A 16,784-nucleotide genomic window follows, 5' to 3' on the forward strand; every position below is an offset into this window, starting at 1 on the left:
CGTGATTAATTAACAACACTTAATATTGCCATTAACTCCATATTTAGAATTTTGACATTCCTTAAAAAATTCCTCATAAGTAAGTGGAGTTTTATTTGGATGATTAGTATTCATATGTTTAACATATTGATCATAATCTTGTATTCCAACCATTAATCTAAGTGTTTGGCCTAAATACTTGCCAGCAATAGAAGTTTTTTTAGCTATCAAATTAAATAACATTTTGTTTTCTCATGCAAATTGGTTAAATAGTATTTAAATCTGATTCTATACAAGTTGGTTTTTCGCTTTTTCTTGCTAAGAAAATGGAACGTACTCCAAATATCGCTATGCCTATAACAACTGACATAAATAAAACACATAGACTTGCATTTATATAATCATTTTTTATAACCATTTGCATTTCATTTATAGATCCTGCTGGTGATAGAATTATTCCATTCTCAATAGAATCTTTATATTTGTGAGCATGTGCTATAAATCCAATATTAGGATTAGAATCAAATAATTTATGAATAGAAGCTGCAAATGTACATATTAATAACCAAATAGTAGGTATTATTGTTACCCATGCATATTTGTCTCTCTTCATTTTAAATAAAACTACTGTACTTAATATAAGAGCTATAGCAGCTAACATTTGGTTTGCCATACCAAATAATGGCCACAATGTATTTATACCACCTAATGGATCGACTACTCCTTGGTATAAAAAATATCCCCATGCAGCAACACACATACTAGTAGCTATGATGCTTGCTAATATAGAGTCTGTGCGTTTAAATGATGGTATAAATGCTCCTAATAAATCTTGCAACATAAATCTACCAGCTCTAGTTCCAGCATCTACAGCTGTTAAAATAAATAAGGCTTCAAATAGTATAGCAAAATGGTACCAAAATCCCATCATTGATGGTCCACCAATAACTTGATGGAAAATATAAGCCATACAAACAGCAAGTGTAGGTGCTCCTCCTACTCGAGAAATAATACTACTCTCTCCTACATCTTTTGCTACTTGTATTAAATCATCAGGAGTAATGGCGAATCCCCAACTTGAAACGACGCTAGCAACTTCTTCTGGTGTTGTTCCAATTATAGCAGCAGGACTATTCATTGCATAATATATGCCAGGATCTATTATACTTGCAGCTATTAATGCCATGATAGCCACAAAAGATTCCATTAACATACTACCGTAGCCGATATATCTAGTTTGAAGTTCATTTTCTATTAATTTTGGAGTTGTTCCAGAAGCAATAAGAGCATGAAAACCTGATACAGCACCACAAGCGATAGTGATAAACAAGAACGGAAATAGTTTACCAGACCATACTGGTCCAGTTCCGTCTGTAAATTGGAAAACCATTGAAGGCATTTTCATAACAGGAGCTACTATTACTATACCTATAGCCAAACCTATTATTGTTCCTATTTTTAAAAATGTTGATAGGTAATCTCGAGGTGCTAATAAAAGCCAGACAGGTAGTACTGAAGCTATAAAGCCATAACCTATTAAAATCCAGGTTAATTGTTTCCCATCTAAATCAAATAAATACATTAACAGCTCATTATTAACAGCTTCTTTGCCAAAAACTATGGCAGCCATTAGTAATATGAATCCTATAATGGAAATTTCACCAATTCTTCCTGGTCTAATATATCTTAAATATACTCCCATAAAAAGCGCTATTGGCACTGTTGATGCTACTGTAAATGTTCCCCAAGGAGAATGGGTTAATGCCTTAACTACAATGAGAGCAAGAACTGCCAATATAATTACCATTATAATGAAAGTTCCAAACAATGCTAATAAACCAGGGGCTGTTCCTAATTCTGATTTTATTATATCTCCTAAGGATCTTCCATCTCTTCTTGTTGAAATAAATAGAACAACAAAATCTTGTACTGCTCCAACGAAAACAACACCTGCTAAGATCCAAAGCATACCAGGCAAGTAACCAATTTGCGCTGCTAATACTGGACCAACTAGAGGCCCTGCTCCAGCTATAGCTGCAAAATGATGTCCAAATAAAACATGTTTGTTCGTTGGAACGTAATCTATTCCATCATTATATTTCCAAGCTGGAGTAATACGTTCAGAGTTTAATTGAAAAACTTTATTAGCGATAAATCTACTGTAATAACGATATGCTATAAGATATACACAAACAGAAGCTACTAAAATCCATAAAGCATTTATGCTTTCTCCACGATTTAGAGCAATAAACCCAAGAGCAAAAGCTCCTATAATTGATAGAATTATCCATATTAGGTGCTGATGACAGCTCCTAGTACCACTTTGCATAATAATTGACTCCTGTCGCATGATATGATTCTTACGAGGCCAGACTCTGAGAATAATAATTTTTCTCAGGTGGGTGTTTTTTAGAATTTAGAAAAAAGCAAATTTCCAAGCTTTTAGCCATATTTGCTGAATTTAGTTATATATTTCACATGTCAATTTATGATTGATTACTTTTAATAACTATAATTTTATTACATGATATTAGTTTTATTTTACAAGATTTTAATATTTAACGCACCTCTCCTCCTAAAACTTATAGTAAATAACCAGCAATTATATGGTACTGTAGTTTCGATTGCACGAATTTTTTAAGATTTAATTCTTATCATGAACTTTAAAAAAATCTGATATCTTTTTAAGGGTATTATCAAGATACTTACAGTGGATAAGTAGAGTTTCAATTATCTAAAACTTATTAATTAGATATATTTTAATTGTGGTTTTTTTGTAATTTTAATATATCTAATATATTATCAAAATAATATCAAAATCGATAATATTTGAAATATATATCATGAATAGTATTAAAAATAAATTATTATTAGTAGCGCAGTATCTATTGCCTCATCATTTCATTTCTAAAATATTTTGGTGCTTTGCAAATTGTCGTATTTTATGGTTTAAGAATTTTTTAATACGTTATTTTATAAAAAAATACAACATAGACTTAAAGGAATATAAATTCCAGAACTATTATGAGTATATTAGTTTTAATGACTTTTTTACTCGACCTTTAAGTAATGTTCACTATAGATTAAATGAACAACAATATAAAGAAAATATATTAATATCTCCTGCTGATGGATTAATTAATGAGTATGGTTATATAAGTAATGGCACTCTAATTCAAGCCAAAAGCCATATTTATAGTGTTTATAATCTTTTAGGTAATAATTTAGAAGATTCTAATAAATTCAATAAAGGTAGTTTTATTAATATATATTTATCTCCTAGAAATTATCATCGTGTTCATATGCCATTAGATGGTTTGTTAGAAAAAATCATACATATACCTGGTAAATTATTTTCTGTTAATCCATTTATAGCAAAGAAAATTCCAAATTTATATGCTCGTAACGAGAGAGTAGTTTGTTTATTTGAAACTATCAGTGGATCAATGGCTGTAATTTTAGTTGGATCAATGATTGTTTCTTCTATTGAAACTGTTTGGACTGGCATGATAAATTCTAATGTTCCTATTTCCAATATTCATACTTTTAATATCAATACGATAAAGCATCCTCTTTTTTTAAAGAAAGGGGAAGAATTAGGTAAATTTAGGATAGGATCTACAGTAATAGTTTTATTTTCTAATAATAAAATAGATTGGGATAATGTTCTTGACTCAAGAAAAGATGTCTTTTTTGGGCAAAAAATTGCTATGTTTTAAAAACAAAGATTGTGAGCTTTTATTTTATGAAATGTTATTGTCTTAATAAATTTTTAACTCCTCTTAAAAAACAGGAAATAGATACTCCTACTCCTTCTGGTGAAGAAGTATTATTAAAAATCAAGGCTTCAGGAATATGTCATAGTGATATTCATTTCTGGGAAGGATATTATGATATTGGAGAAGATAAGAAACTTGAACTAAAAGATAGGGGGATAAAACTGCCTATGATACTTGGGCATGAAATTGTTGGAACAATTGTTTTAAAAGGATCAGATGTTATAGATTTGGAAATAGGAGATAATTGTATAGTATATCCATGGATAGGTTGTGGAAACTGTGAGAGTTGTAATATTTCTCAAGAAAATTACTGTGTTAATCCAAGATATTTAGGTATTCAAAGATCTGGTGGATTTGCTGAGTATGTGTTAGTTCCTAGTTATAAATATTTAATAGATATTAAAAATAATAATCCTGTTACAACAGCTCAATATGCTTGTTCTGGTTTAACAACATATTCTGCGATCAAAAAAATTGATCAATCTATTTATACTAAGAAACCAATTGTTATTTTTGGAGCTGGTGGACTTGGATTAACAGCTATATCTATTCTTAAAGCTTTGAATTCTTTTGGAGTGTTAGTTGTAGAAAAAGATGAAAGTAAAAGGAAAGCAGCTTTAAAAGCAGGAGCTTTAGATGTGTTTGATTTATTTGATGAAAATTTAGAAAGTAAATTATTAGAATATAATAATGGTAATAAATATAAAGCAGTTATAGATCTTATTGGGAACAATTTAACTAGCAGAATTTCTTTTAATGTTCTTGATAAGTTCTCTACGTTAGTAATAGTTGGTATGTTTGGAGGATTATCAAGTTGGCCTATAGCCTTGATTCCTATGAAAGCTATAAAAATTATTGGAAGTTATGTAGGTAATTTAAATGAATTTTATGAATTAATGGATTTGGTAATTAAGAATAAAATAACGCCAACACCTGTTCAAGCATATCATTTTGATAGAATAAATGAAGCCATGGATGATTTAAGAACAGGAAATGTTATTGGTAGAGCAGTTTTAGTTCATGATTCTTAAAGAGGCATCTAATTAAATATCTAACATTACACTACTTATTCTTTTCCATCTTTTGATATGTGTGTCTATATACTCAGGGTTATCTTTTTTTATCATATAGGCTGCTTCTTTTGCTTGTTCATATATATCTTTATCTTGTTCAATATCTGAGAATCTTAATATATTTACTCCTGATTGTTTAGTCCCTAAAAAATCTCCAGGACCTCTAATTTGTAGATCATATTTAGCAATTTTAAAACCATCTAATGTCTCAAACATTGCCTTTAATCTTTTTTTAGCTATATAAGATAATGGATTTTGATAAAGTAGAACACATATAGATTGAATATCACCTCTTCCTACTCTACCTCTTAATTGGTGTAATTGAGCTAAACCAAATCTTTCTGAATGTTCAATAATAATCATAGAAGCTTTTGGAACATCTACTCCTACTTCTATTACAGTAGTAGATACTAATAAATCTATAATTCCATTTCTAAAATCTTTCATTATTTCAATTTTGATACTATTAGATAAATTACTATGTATTAGTCCAATATTTAAATCTGGAAACTTTCCTTTAATGTAGTCAAATGTATTAACAGCATTTTGCAAATCAATTTTCTTGCTTTCATCTATTAAAGGACAAACCCAATATGCTTGTGAGCCATTTCTAACAGAATTTGCTATATACATTAAAAGTTCTTCTCTTCTATCATAAGATATTAGTTTTGTTATTATTGGTTTTCTATTGTTAGGCATTTGATTTATTATGGAGATATCCATATCAGCTAAATATGTCATAGCAAGTGTTCTTGGTATAGGGGTAGCGCTCATAGATAATAAATGAGGATATATTTCCTTTCCATCATCAATTAATATTCCTTTATTATATAAAGCAAATCTTTGCTCTACTCCAAACCTATGTTGTTCATCTATTATTGATAATCCTAAATTTTTAAAATGTATATGATCTTGTATTAGAGATTGTGTTCCTATTATGAATTGTATATTGCCATTTAAAACATTATCTTTAATAATTCTTTTTTCTTTTACTGATTTAGCACTTGTTATAACTTCCAGTCTAATATCTAAATTTTTAAACCATTTTTTTATGTTACTGAAATGTTGTTCAGATAAAATTTCCGTTGGTGTCATAAGTGCAACTTGTTTATTACAGGATATTGTTTGAATAGCAGCTATAACGGCTACTATTGTTTTACCACTCCCAACATCTCCTTGTAATAATCTGTTCATAGGAAAATCTTGAGACAAGTCTTTTGATATTTCATTTGATGTCTTTTTTTGAGCTTCTGTTAATTGAAAACCTAAAGATTTTAAGAAAACATCAATTCTTCTTGAATAATTAGTATTCTTATGTAATGGATGAGCTTTTTTTTCTATTCTATTTTGACGGATTAGTTCTATAGATAATTGATGAGCTAATAATTCATCAAATTTTATTCTAATCCACGCAGGATGTTTTTTTTCAATTAACAAATCTAGAGAAGAATTTGGCGGGGGATTATGTAGAAATCTAATAGATTCATCAAATTTCATTAGGGAATACTTTCTTGTTATATAGTTTGGGACTGTTTCTTCAATTTCCTCTAGTAGTATGTTAGATATTAATTTTCTAATTTTTGTTTGACTTAAACCCTTTACAGAAGAATATATAGGGGTTAAATTTTTAGGCAGATTAATTTTACAATTATATATTTTGGGATGTATCATCTCCAAATTTAATTTCCATTTTCCTACTTCTCCACCTACTCTTATTTTACTGCCTATAGATAATTCTTTCATTAGAGAATAAAAAAAATTAATCCATCTAAGCTCTAAAAATCCAGTGTTATCATTAATTGTAACAACAAGATATTTCTTGTTGAATTTTGAATCTAATACTTTTACATCAGTAACTAAACCTTCAACAACAATATATTTAGATAATTGTATGTTTGCTATTTTTGTTATGAAAGTTTCATTATTATATCTTAATGGTATATGAAGAAGAAAATCATCCTTTTCATTTAATCCCAATTTTAATAAATTATTATTAAAAGATTTCTCAGATTTTTTTTCCATATATAATTAAAAACCTAATTAGTATTTTTTGAAAACATATTAAAATTTATATGAGATTATTTTCTGAGAAATCATTTTATTTAGCATTTACAATGAAAGTATTGCCTCTGCTTCAAATTCAGCACCTTTAGGAAGATTAAGAACTCCAACTGTTGATCTTGCAGGAAATGGTTCTGGAAATATTTCAGACATTATTTGATTAACTATATCAAATTTACTTAAATCTGTCAGATACAGGTTAAGTTTCACTACATTCTCCAAGGAAGCATTTGATTCTTTTATCACGGCTTTCATGTTGTTAAATGCTTGACGTACTTGTAATTCAAAATTGTTTTGTACTAAAACACCAGTTTTGGGATCCAGTCCTATTTGACCTGATAGAAAAACAGTTCTTTTAGATTCACATGAGACTGCTTGAGAATATGGTCCTACAGCTTTGGGTGCGTCATTAGTATGAATTATTTTCTTACTCATTTTGAGTCTCTTAATTTAGTTAGGGTTAGAATTATTAATTTTCTACAAAAGCTTTTTCTATAACATAATCACCAGGTTTATTAATTCCATTAGATATTTTAAAACCAATTTTATTAAGAATATTGCTTATATCTATTAAAGCTTGAGAGTTGCCACAAATCATAACACGATCATTATCAGGATTTAACTTTGGCATTCTAATTTTAAGAAAAAAATTATCAAACATCAATAAATCAGTAATTCTTTTATTATTTTCAAAAAGCTCTTGAGTAACAGTAGGATAATATATTAATTTTTCTGCAATCAAACTGTCTAATATTTCATGTTGGTTAAAATGATTTTCTATATCGTCTTTATAAGCCAGATCACTCTTATTACGTACGCTATGTACTAAGATGACTTTCTCGAATCTTTCATATGTAGATAAATCTTTTATTATGCTTATAAAAGGTGCTAATCCAGTACCAGTAGCAAGTAAATATAAATTTTTTCCATGTTTAAGATTATTAATAGTGAGAGTTCCTACAGATTTATTACTAACTAATATTTCATCACCTACTTTTAGATTTTTTAAATGTGATGTTAATTTACCATTTGGTATTTTAATACTAAAGAATTCTAAATAATCATCATAATTAGCACTTACTATACTATAAGCTCTCATAATTATATTGTTTTTTATATTAAGTCCTATCATAACAAAATGACCATTTTCAAATCTAAAAGATTTATTTCTTGTTGTTTGAAATGAAAATAATTTATCATTCCAGTGATGGATTTTTATAACTATTTCTTTATTCAAGTTCACCATAATTTTTTTATATTCCTAATTTGCAATATAACTTATTTTTTATAAAAAAATTTCTTGTAAATCATTTAAGAATCTCCACCCTAGTGGAGTAGCTCTGAAATAATTTTCGTCAACTTCTAGTAATTTTTTTTCATAGGCAATTTGAACTTTTTTGTTGATACTATTGATAGGCATTCCTGTTCGTTGTTCAAAAAAAGATTTCTTAATTCCTTTCTTTAGTCTTAATGCATTTAACATAAATTCAAATGCTATATCTTTAGCTTGAACAAATTCCGACCCATCTATATCTTTTTTGTTTTCTATGGTGTTCTTAATCCATAAATCAGGGTTGTATATTCTTTTTTTTCTTAATATATAATTTTTAAATGATAATTTACTATGTGCTCCAGGGCCTATTCCTAAATAATCACCAAAATTCCAATAATTTAAATTATGAATTGATTGAAAATTATTTTTAGCATAAGCTGATACTTCGTATCGAAGAATATTTTTTATTTTCAACTCCTCTTCTATAAGATCTTGCATTTGTGCACTTAGATCTTCGTCAGGTAGATCATTAGGAGTATGTTTATCAAAGAAAGTATTTTTTTCTATTGTAAGATTATATAATGATAAATGATTTATATTTAGATTTATACTTTTTCTTACATCGTTTAAACAATCATCAATATTTTGCCCAGGTAATGCAAACATTATATCTATATTAATATTGTTTATTAAAGATTGAGTTATATCAATAGTTCTAAAGGTTTCATAGCTATTGTGTATTCTTCCTAATCTTTTTAATTTATTATCATCAAAACTTTGTGCTCCTATAGATATTCTATTAATTCCACTTGCAATATAATCCTTTATCTTATAAGAATCTAATGTACCAGGATTTATTTCAATAGTTATTTCCACTAAAGGATTTAAGTTCAAGTGTGTTCTAAGCATCTCAATAATCTTATCTATAGATTCTGACTTTAAAATACTAGGAGTTCCTCCACCTATATATACGGAAATAATTGTTCTTCCCCATATCAAATGTAAAGATTTCTTTAGCTCAATGCTTAAAGCTTTTATATACTCTTCTTCAGGAAAATTGTTGTTTCTTATAGCGTGGGAGTTGAAATCACAATAAGGACATTTTTTTACACACCAAGGAACATGTATATATAAAGATAATGGTGGTGGTTCTTTTATATTAATATTGCTTGAAATAGGTATTATATTTTTATCAATATTCTTTTCTAAAAAGATAGGTATTATTTTATTCATTTAAAAAGCTAATTATTTATTAAGTTCAACTCTTGAATCAATTTCTTGCTTGCTATAGATCTATGACTAATATTATTTTTCTCATTTATAGAAATAGATGCCATAGTTTTACCTATTGAAGGTAAGAAAAAATGAGGATCATACCCAAATCCATTGGTTCCGAATGGCTCATCTACAATAGTCCCTTTGCAAATTCCATAAGTCATTATAGGAACATAATCATTGGGATTTCTTATTAAAACAATATTACTTATATAATAAGCATTTCTATTTTTAATACCTTCTAAATTTTTTATTAATAATTTATTATTATCTATATCATTACTTGATCTATTATTAGATGCATATCTAGCTGAAAAAATACCAGGTTTATTCTGTAGTGATTCAACACATAATCCAGAATCTTCTGCTAAAGCTGGTAAACCTGTTAATCTACTAACGTGACGAGCTTTATTTAGAGCATTTTCAAAAAATGTATTATTATTTTCTTCATTATAATTTATACCAAACTCACTCTGAAGATATAATACTATATTTAATTCTTTAAATAATTCAGAGAACTCTTTTAATTTGTTTCTATTAGTAGAGGCTATAACTATTTCTTTTATTTGTTTATAAGAGTAATTTTTCATTAGTATATCTTGTTAAAAAATTTGTTAAGTTATTAATTTGAGTTATATCATTATGTTTTAATAAGTTTTTAATATATTAGGCTTTCTTTATTAAAATTTTTTTGTTAAGTATAATGGATCTGTATCTATTATTTAGCAACATTGGTAAATAAAATAAAAGATATTTATCTTAAGTAATTTAACATTGTTTTTTATATTAAGTTAATTAAAGGAGAAGTATAAAGATGGTTAACTCTTCTAAAAATAAAAAAATACGTCATTTCCTAGAGATTAAAGATTTTAATAAAGATGAAATTCTTTATATTTTTGAACGATCTAAATTTATTAAAGAAAAGTTTAAGAAATATGAAGCTCATATGCCTTTACATGATCGTACTCTAGCTATGATTTTTGAAAAAGCAAGTACTAGAACTAGGGTGTCTTTTGAAGCAGGGATATATCAAATGGGGGGATATGCAATTAACTTAACCTCTAATGATTCTCAATTAGGAAGATCTGAGCCAATAGAAGATACAGCGAGGGTTATATCAAGAATGGTTGATATAGTCATGATAAGAACTTTTGAACAAGAAAGAGTCAGAAAATTTGCAGAGTATTCAAGAGTTCCTGTTATTAATGGATTAACCAATGAATTCCATCCATGTCAGATATTAGCAGATATTTTTACTTTTATAGAACATAGAGGATCTATAGAAAATAAAAAAGTTGCTTGGATAGGTGATGCTAATAACATGTCTTATACTTGGTTACAAGCTGCAGAAATTTTAGGGTTTACTCTACATATTTCAGCTCCAAATGGTTACAAATTGGATGAAAAACTTATAAAGAATTCTTCTTCAGATATATTAAAACAATTTGATGATCCTAATGAAGCGTGTAAGAATGTTGATCTTGTAACAACAGATGTATGGACTAGCATGGGTTATGAGGCTGAGAATTCTAAAAGGAAAGCAGCTTTTGAAAACTGGTGTGTTGATGCAAAAATGATGTCATCTGCAAATGACGATGCTTTATTTATGCATTGTTTACCAGCTCATCGTGGGGAAGAAGTTACAAATGAAGTAATAGAAGGACCCAAAAGTGTAGTATGGGATGAGGCTGAGAATAGATTGCACGTTCAGAAGGCTTTAATGGAATTTTTATTATTAGGCAAACTGTAAAATTTAGTTTTAATGACAATAAAAAATCGGCTTATTACCTATCTTTAGATAATAAGCCGATTTCATTTGTATTGGTGGGTGCTACAGGGTTCGAACCTGTGACCTACGCCTTGTAAGGGCGCCGCTCTACCAACTGAGCTAAGCACCCTCTATATTATAGAGAGCAGATATAAACAAAAATTTATTTACTATATACTACACTTTTATTTTAGAAAATCAAATTAAAATGTTTAAATGTTGTTAATTAACTGCTTCTTTTAAATTTTTCCCTGGTCTAAACTTAGGAACTCTAGTTTTTTTGATTTTTATAACCTCTCCAGTACGAGGATTTCTTCCATTACGAGCTGCTCTAGTAGATACCATAAATGATCCAAATCCTACTAATGTCACAGATTCACCTTTTTTCATAGTTTCTGTTATTGCATTTACTAAGGCATCAATAGCACGATTTGCTGCTGCTTTGGAAATATCAGCATTGCTAGCAATATGCTCAATAAGTTCAGTTTTATTCATTTAAATAACCTCTAAAAATTTTTTCTTAAGACACCTACTTATAGGATGACAAAATATACACTCAAAAATATTTTTTGCAAAAAACAATAAATTTAGTAATGTATATTATGGCATTGTTATTACAAATGATGTCAATTTTTATAAAAATAAAAATGTTGTTTTAAATAAAATTTATATAATTATATTATTTGCCACTAGTTCTCTGACGTACACTTTCGTATAAACAAATAGCACTTGCTACTCCAACATTTAAACTTTCTACTACACCTAACATGGGGATATGTACAAGATAATCACAAGATTCTCTAGTAAGTCTACGCATTCCATCTCCTTCAGATCCCATTACCCACCCTGTTGATTTAGTAGAGTCTACGCTATAAATACTATTATCAACTTTTTCATCTGTACCTATTAAACATACCCCCATATCTTTTAAGTTCCTTAAAGTTCTAGCAAGATTAGTTACCATAACATAAGGAGTTATATCAGCAGCTCCGCATGATACTTTATAAACAACATCGTTAATACTAGCAGATCTATTGCGAGGTGCAATTACAGCATGAACTCCTGCTGCATTTGCAGTTCTTAAACAAGCCCCTAGATTATGGGGGTCTGTTACACCATCTAATATTAATAATAAGTATGGTTCATTAGCAGAATCTAATATTTCTTCTAAGTCATTAGATAATTTAATTTCATCGCATATAGCAACAACACCTTGATGTCGTATATTACCAGTTAAACTATTTAATCTATCAATCCCAACAGGATAAACTTTAGCTATACCAGAACTATTAATTTTTTCCAATAAATAGTTAATCCTTTTATCCTTACGTTTGGAATCAATATATACTGTTCTAACTGATTCAGGATACTTATTTAATCTAATTAAAATAGAATGAAATCCTGCTATAACCTTTGTAGAAGACATTATAAATATTCTCTATTAATTATCAAATGGATATAATAAAGTCACCTTATAACAAAAGCAAACCAAATTTTAATTTTTTATCGAAATAAATAAATAAGTTATCTATAAATTGTTTAGACCCAAAACTACTTGTCCTTTTTCTGGGTATATATTTTTTATAAAAACTTCAATTTTATTGCCAATATTGTACGAAATATTATAATCCTTATTATAAAAATAATTTTTATTCTTATAGTATTTAAAGTTTATTTTTTCTAATTCTGATATATGAATCATACCGTCTATATGTACATTGTCTAGTGTTACAAAAATTCCAAAATTTAAAATATTTGTTATTACACCATGAAAAGATTTACCTACATATTTTTTTAAAAAACTATGTAGTAGCCAATTATTGCCATATCTTGATACTTCGTCTGCTCTACGTTCATACTCAGACATTTTTGCTCCAAGTTTTATATAGCATTTACTATCTACATTTTCTATATCTGTATTCTTATTTAGAATCGATTTTATTATCCTATGATTTAATAAATCTGGATATCTTCTAATTGGAGAAGTAAAATGAGTGTATGATTCATAAGACAAACCAAAGTGACCTATGTTATCAGGGTTATATGACGCAGTTTGCATAGCTTGTAAGCAACCTATTTGTATAACATTGAAATTTTCATGATCTTTTATATTGTTTAAAAAATTATTAATATCTTTAGATATAGAGAAATTATACTGATTTATTTGTAAATTTTGAGACTTTAAAAAACTTTCTAGATTTTTTAAGCTTTTATCAGAAGGTTTTGGATGTATTCTATATAAAAAACAGCCTTTGTTTTTACTTATAAATTTAGCAGCACAGTTATTAGCTGCCAACATAAATTCTTCTACAATTTTATGAGAGTAACTTCTTTCTTTTTTTATGATTTCTTTAATAGAGTTATTTTCGTTACATATAATTTTAGTTTCTGGAAATTCAAATTCTATAGCTCCTCTTTTTTTTCTAGACTCCAATAGAATTTTACAAGCTTCATTTAAATTCCTTATATTTTCTTTTACTTGAATGGGTAAATTTACATCATAATTAAGTAATGTATTATTCACTTCTTCATAGGTGGTCCTAGCCTTTGATCTAATTATTGCTTTATAAAATTTATAATTCTCAATATTTGTTTCTTTTTTTTCTAAATTCGTTTTAGTTACTAATAGTTCACAAACTATAACTAATCTTTTTTTATTTGGTAATAAAGAACAGATATTGTTTGAAATATTTTCTGGTAACATGGGTATAACATGATTAGCAAAATATATACTAGTACCTCTTTTAACAGCTTCTTTATCTAGTTCACTATTGGGTTTAATATAATGTGATACATCTGCTATAGCCACAAATATTTTCCATGTTTCATTATTGTGGGAATTATTATCTGAGGTACAGTATAAGGCATCATCAAAATCACGAGCATCTTCATCATCTATCGTAATAAAAGGCATATCGCATAAATCTACCCTTTCATTATTATCATAATTACTTATAGTTTCTGTGAATTGATTAGATTCTTTTAAAACTTCCTTTGAAAAATGATCTTGGATATTATATTTTTTTGTAGCAATTTTAAAACCCATTTGGGGGTCATTAATATCACCTAACACTTCTTCAATAATACCCTCAGGTAATGAATATTTTGTTGGTTGTTTATTGATACTAACAATTACTATTTGTCCTTCTTCTAAACAATTGTCATTTATAATGATATTACTAATATATTTGGGTTCAATAGGCATCAAGAAATTTTTATTATCTATTTTCGTTATTTTGCCTATTATTTTCTCAGATTTGTGCTTTATAATTTCTACTATTTTACCTTCTATATATTGCTCTTTTTCTTTCTTTATGTTTCTAATTTTTTTAACAAAAACAACATCTCCATTAAACACTTTTCTCATTTCTTTTTTATTAAGAAAAATATTTAAATTATCTTCATTCGCTAAAAAACCACTTCCATCTTTTTTATAATTTACTATGCCTTTTATAAAATTATTATTCTCAGATAAGAGAATATTATGATTATTATCGAAATATATTTGTCCATCTTTATACATCATAAAAAGTCGTTTCTTTAGTTTTTCTATAGAAGTATCTTTTTTTATAGATAATGCATTTATTAAATCTACTTCTTTTAATTTTTCTTTATTGCTTCTTAACAAAGAAAGAATTTCTTCTCTTGAAGGAATATTTTTATCAAACCAATCTGGAATTAGATTGTTATTATTGTTTTTTTTTGATTTTGCCAATGTGATTTTTTCCGTATATAATTTTACAGTTGTATATTTATGAACAATTGTTCATGTTTATATAATACAATCATATGATGTAAATATTCAACATATTAAGCCCAGGTGGCGGAATTGGTAGACGCGCATGGTTCAGGTCCATGTGCCTTTATAGGTTTGGAGGTTCAAATCCTCTTCTGGGCACCATTATATAAAATTATTATTTTGTTTTAATAAATAAAAAAGTTTATTCATATAGTAAAAATAGATATTGCTTTTAAATATGTTTTTGTTATAGACTATACGAAGTATAGTTGTTTTTTTTATTATTTCAAAGGCGCATTAGCTCAGTCGGTTAGAGCGACGGAATCATAATCCGCAGGTCCCCTGTTCGAGTCAGGGATGCGCCACCATTTATTTCAATGGCGGCTTGTCTGATTTTTTTATTTGGTTGATATATCTAGATTTTTAGCTAATAATTTTGAAATTCCCAAATAATTTCTTGGTTCTAATAACAAAAGAGAATTTTTAACTTCTTGAGGTAAATCTAAAGTTTTTATAAATTCTCTAAGAGTTTCTTTGGTAATTCCTTTTCCTCTAGTAAGAGATTTAAGTTGCTCATATGGTTTTGGTAATCCATAACGTCTCATTATAGTTTGGATAGGTTCAGCTAATATTTCCCAACAATTGTCTATATCATAATTTACTGTGGTAGTATTAACCTCCAATTTGTTTAAACCTCGTATACATGACTTCCATGCTACTAAACAATAACCTAACGCAATTCCAATGTTTCTTAGAACAGTAGAATCAGTTAAATCCCTTTGCCATCTAGATATTGGTAATTTATCAGACATATGTCTTAACAAAGAATTAGCTACTCCAAGGTTACCTTCTGAGTTTTCGAAATCAATTGGATTGACTTTATGAGGCATTGTTGAAGAGCCAACCTCACCTTCTTTTAAAGTTTGTTTAAAATAGCCTAAAGAAATGTATCCCCATATATCTCTATCTAAGTCAATAAGAATATTATTTACTCTACAAATAGAATCAAATAATTGAGATATCCAATCATGAGGTTCTATTTGAGTAGTATGTGTATTTTGCACTAAACCTAATTTATTTAAAACATTCCTACTTAAATCTTGCCAATCTATGTTAGGGTATGATGCTATATGAGCATTATAGTTGCCAGTAGCACCATTTAATTTAGCTAATGGCAAAACTGAAGCAATTTGCTCAATACCTCTTTTAAGTCTAATAACTACATTAGCAAACTCTTTGCCAATTGTAGTAGGACTGGCTGGTTGACCATGAGTGCGAGCCAACATGGGATAATCAGAATATAATTGTGCTAAATTTTCTAGTTTATTTGTTAATGTATGTAATAGAGGTAATAATATATCTTTTCTTGTTCTTGAAAGCATTAATGCATGTGATGTATTATTGATATCCTCAGAAGTGCAAGCAAAATGAATAAATTCAGATATTTTTTCTTTTTCTGTAAGAAATGATATTTTTTCTTTAAGCCAATATTCTACAGCTTTGACATCATGGTTAGTAATCTTTTCAATTTCTTTGATTTGTTTTGCATCTTCTAATGAAAAGTTTTTTACTAAATCATATAGTTTCTTACGTTCCATATCTGAGAATGGTTGTATTTCAGATATGCTAGAATCAGTAAGGGCAATTAACCATGATACTTCTACTTCTACTCTATGAGCCATAAAGGCTGACTCAGAAAGATAAAATCTCAACTCATCCACAGATGATGAATATCTTCCATCTAGTGGAGATAATGCATTTAATTGATCTAACATTTTTATTAATCCACAAGAATTTTACTGTACAAATAGTTTATAAAAAAGAATATTAATTAATT

Annotated in this window: 14 protein-coding genes and 3 tRNA genes; 5 read left to right on the forward strand and 12 right to left on the reverse strand. The window is 27.9% G+C overall.

Annotation, left to right across the window (positions count from 1 at the left end):
• Positions 1-9: 9 nt before the first annotated feature.
• Both CDSE_RS01845 and CDSE_RS01850 read right to left on the reverse strand, forming a co-directional pair.
• Positions 10-222, reverse strand: a complete 213-nt coding sequence (locus CDSE_RS01845) for a YbdD/YjiX family protein (RefSeq protein WP_015396312.1) — start codon at positions 220-222, stop codon at positions 10-12.
• Positions 223-244: 22 nt separating this feature from the next.
• Entirely contained in the window at positions 245-2,308 is a 2,064-nt protein-coding gene (locus tag CDSE_RS01850) for a carbon starvation CstA family protein (RefSeq protein WP_015396313.1), read from the reverse strand.
• Between the two features lie 514 nt (positions 2,309-2,822).
• Here CDSE_RS01850 and asd point away from each other — a divergent pair.
• Complete coding sequence (gene asd / locus CDSE_RS01855; RefSeq protein WP_015396314.1) at positions 2,823-3,698, forward strand: archaetidylserine decarboxylase; 876 nt, start codon at positions 2,823-2,825, stop codon at positions 3,696-3,698.
• A 26-nt stretch (positions 3,699-3,724) separates the two neighbouring features.
• Entirely contained in the window at positions 3,725-4,789 is a 1,065-nt protein-coding gene (locus CDSE_RS01860; RefSeq protein WP_015396315.1) for an alcohol dehydrogenase, read from the forward strand.
• A gap of 12 nt (positions 4,790-4,801) precedes the next feature.
• Here the strand turns inward: CDSE_RS01860 and recG are convergent, their stop codons facing one another.
• The 5 genes from recG to rdgB all read right to left on the reverse strand — a co-directional run bounded on the left by recG (position 4,802) and on the right by rdgB (position 10,030).
• Complete coding sequence (gene recG, locus CDSE_RS01865) at positions 4,802-6,853, reverse strand: ATP-dependent DNA helicase RecG (protein ID WP_015396316.1); 2,052 nt, start codon at positions 6,851-6,853, stop codon at positions 4,802-4,804.
• An 87-nt stretch (positions 6,854-6,940) separates the two neighbouring features.
• The gene (locus CDSE_RS01870) at positions 6,941-7,327 is read right to left on the reverse strand and encodes a Rid family detoxifying hydrolase (RefSeq protein ID WP_015396317.1); all 387 of its coding nucleotides are present in this window, start codon (positions 7,325-7,327) and stop codon (positions 6,941-6,943) included.
• A gap of 34 nt (positions 7,328-7,361) precedes the next feature.
• A complete protein-coding gene (locus tag CDSE_RS01875; RefSeq protein WP_015396318.1) occupies positions 7,362-8,138 on the reverse strand; it encodes a ferredoxin--NADP reductase in 777 nt (258 codons plus the stop codon).
• Between the two features lie 39 nt (positions 8,139-8,177).
• Entirely contained in the window at positions 8,178-9,398 is a 1,221-nt protein-coding gene (gene hemW, locus CDSE_RS01880; protein ID WP_015396319.1) for a radical SAM family heme chaperone HemW, read from the reverse strand.
• 8 nt (positions 9,399-9,406) lie between these two features.
• A complete protein-coding gene (rdgB, locus tag CDSE_RS01885; RefSeq protein WP_015396320.1) occupies positions 9,407-10,030 on the reverse strand; it encodes an RdgB/HAM1 family non-canonical purine NTP pyrophosphatase in 624 nt (207 codons plus the stop codon).
• Positions 10,031-10,254: 224 nt separating this feature from the next.
• Here rdgB and argF point away from each other — a divergent pair, with 224 nt between their 5' ends.
• Positions 10,255-11,190, forward strand: a complete 936-nt coding sequence (gene argF / locus CDSE_RS01890) for an ornithine carbamoyltransferase (RefSeq protein ID WP_015396321.1) — start codon at positions 10,255-10,257, stop codon at positions 11,188-11,190.
• A 72-nt stretch (positions 11,191-11,262) separates the two neighbouring features.
• Here the strand turns inward: argF and CDSE_RS01895 are convergent.
• From CDSE_RS01895 to rnr, 4 genes are all read right to left on the reverse strand, one after another.
• Positions 11,263-11,338 (reverse strand) — tRNA-Val (locus CDSE_RS01895).
• 92 nt (positions 11,339-11,430) lie between these two features.
• Positions 11,431-11,703, reverse strand: coding sequence for an HU family DNA-binding protein (locus tag CDSE_RS01900; protein WP_015396322.1), 273 nt, complete (start codon positions 11,701-11,703; stop codon positions 11,431-11,433).
• A 184-nt stretch (positions 11,704-11,887) separates the two neighbouring features.
• Entirely contained in the window at positions 11,888-12,634 is a 747-nt protein-coding gene (rlmB, locus tag CDSE_RS01905; protein WP_015396323.1) for a 23S rRNA (guanosine(2251)-2'-O)-methyltransferase RlmB, read from the reverse strand.
• A gap of 102 nt (positions 12,635-12,736) precedes the next feature.
• Entirely contained in the window at positions 12,737-14,923 is a 2,187-nt protein-coding gene (gene rnr / locus CDSE_RS01910) for a ribonuclease R (RefSeq protein ID WP_015396324.1), read from the reverse strand.
• Positions 14,924-15,022: 99 nt separating this feature from the next.
• Between rnr and CDSE_RS01915 the strand changes: the two genes are divergently transcribed.
• Together CDSE_RS01915 and CDSE_RS01920 are read left to right on the forward strand one after the other, a co-directional pair.
• Positions 15,023-15,109: transfer RNA gene (locus CDSE_RS01915), tRNA-Leu, on the forward strand.
• A 129-nt stretch (positions 15,110-15,238) separates the two neighbouring features.
• Positions 15,239-15,315 (forward strand) — tRNA-Met (locus CDSE_RS01920).
• Between the two features lie 30 nt (positions 15,316-15,345).
• Here the strand turns inward: CDSE_RS01920 and purB are convergent.
• Positions 15,346-16,722: an adenylosuccinate lyase gene (purB, locus tag CDSE_RS01925; RefSeq protein WP_015396325.1), complete on the reverse strand. Its 1,377-nt coding sequence runs from the start codon at positions 16,720-16,722 to the stop codon at positions 15,346-15,348.
• Positions 16,723-16,784 lie beyond the last annotated feature (62 nt).

This window comes from Candidatus Kinetoplastibacterium desouzaii TCC079E (assembly GCF_000340795.1).
Taxonomy (GTDB): Bacteria; Pseudomonadota; Gammaproteobacteria; order Burkholderiales; family Burkholderiaceae_B; genus Kinetoplastidibacterium; species Kinetoplastidibacterium desouzai.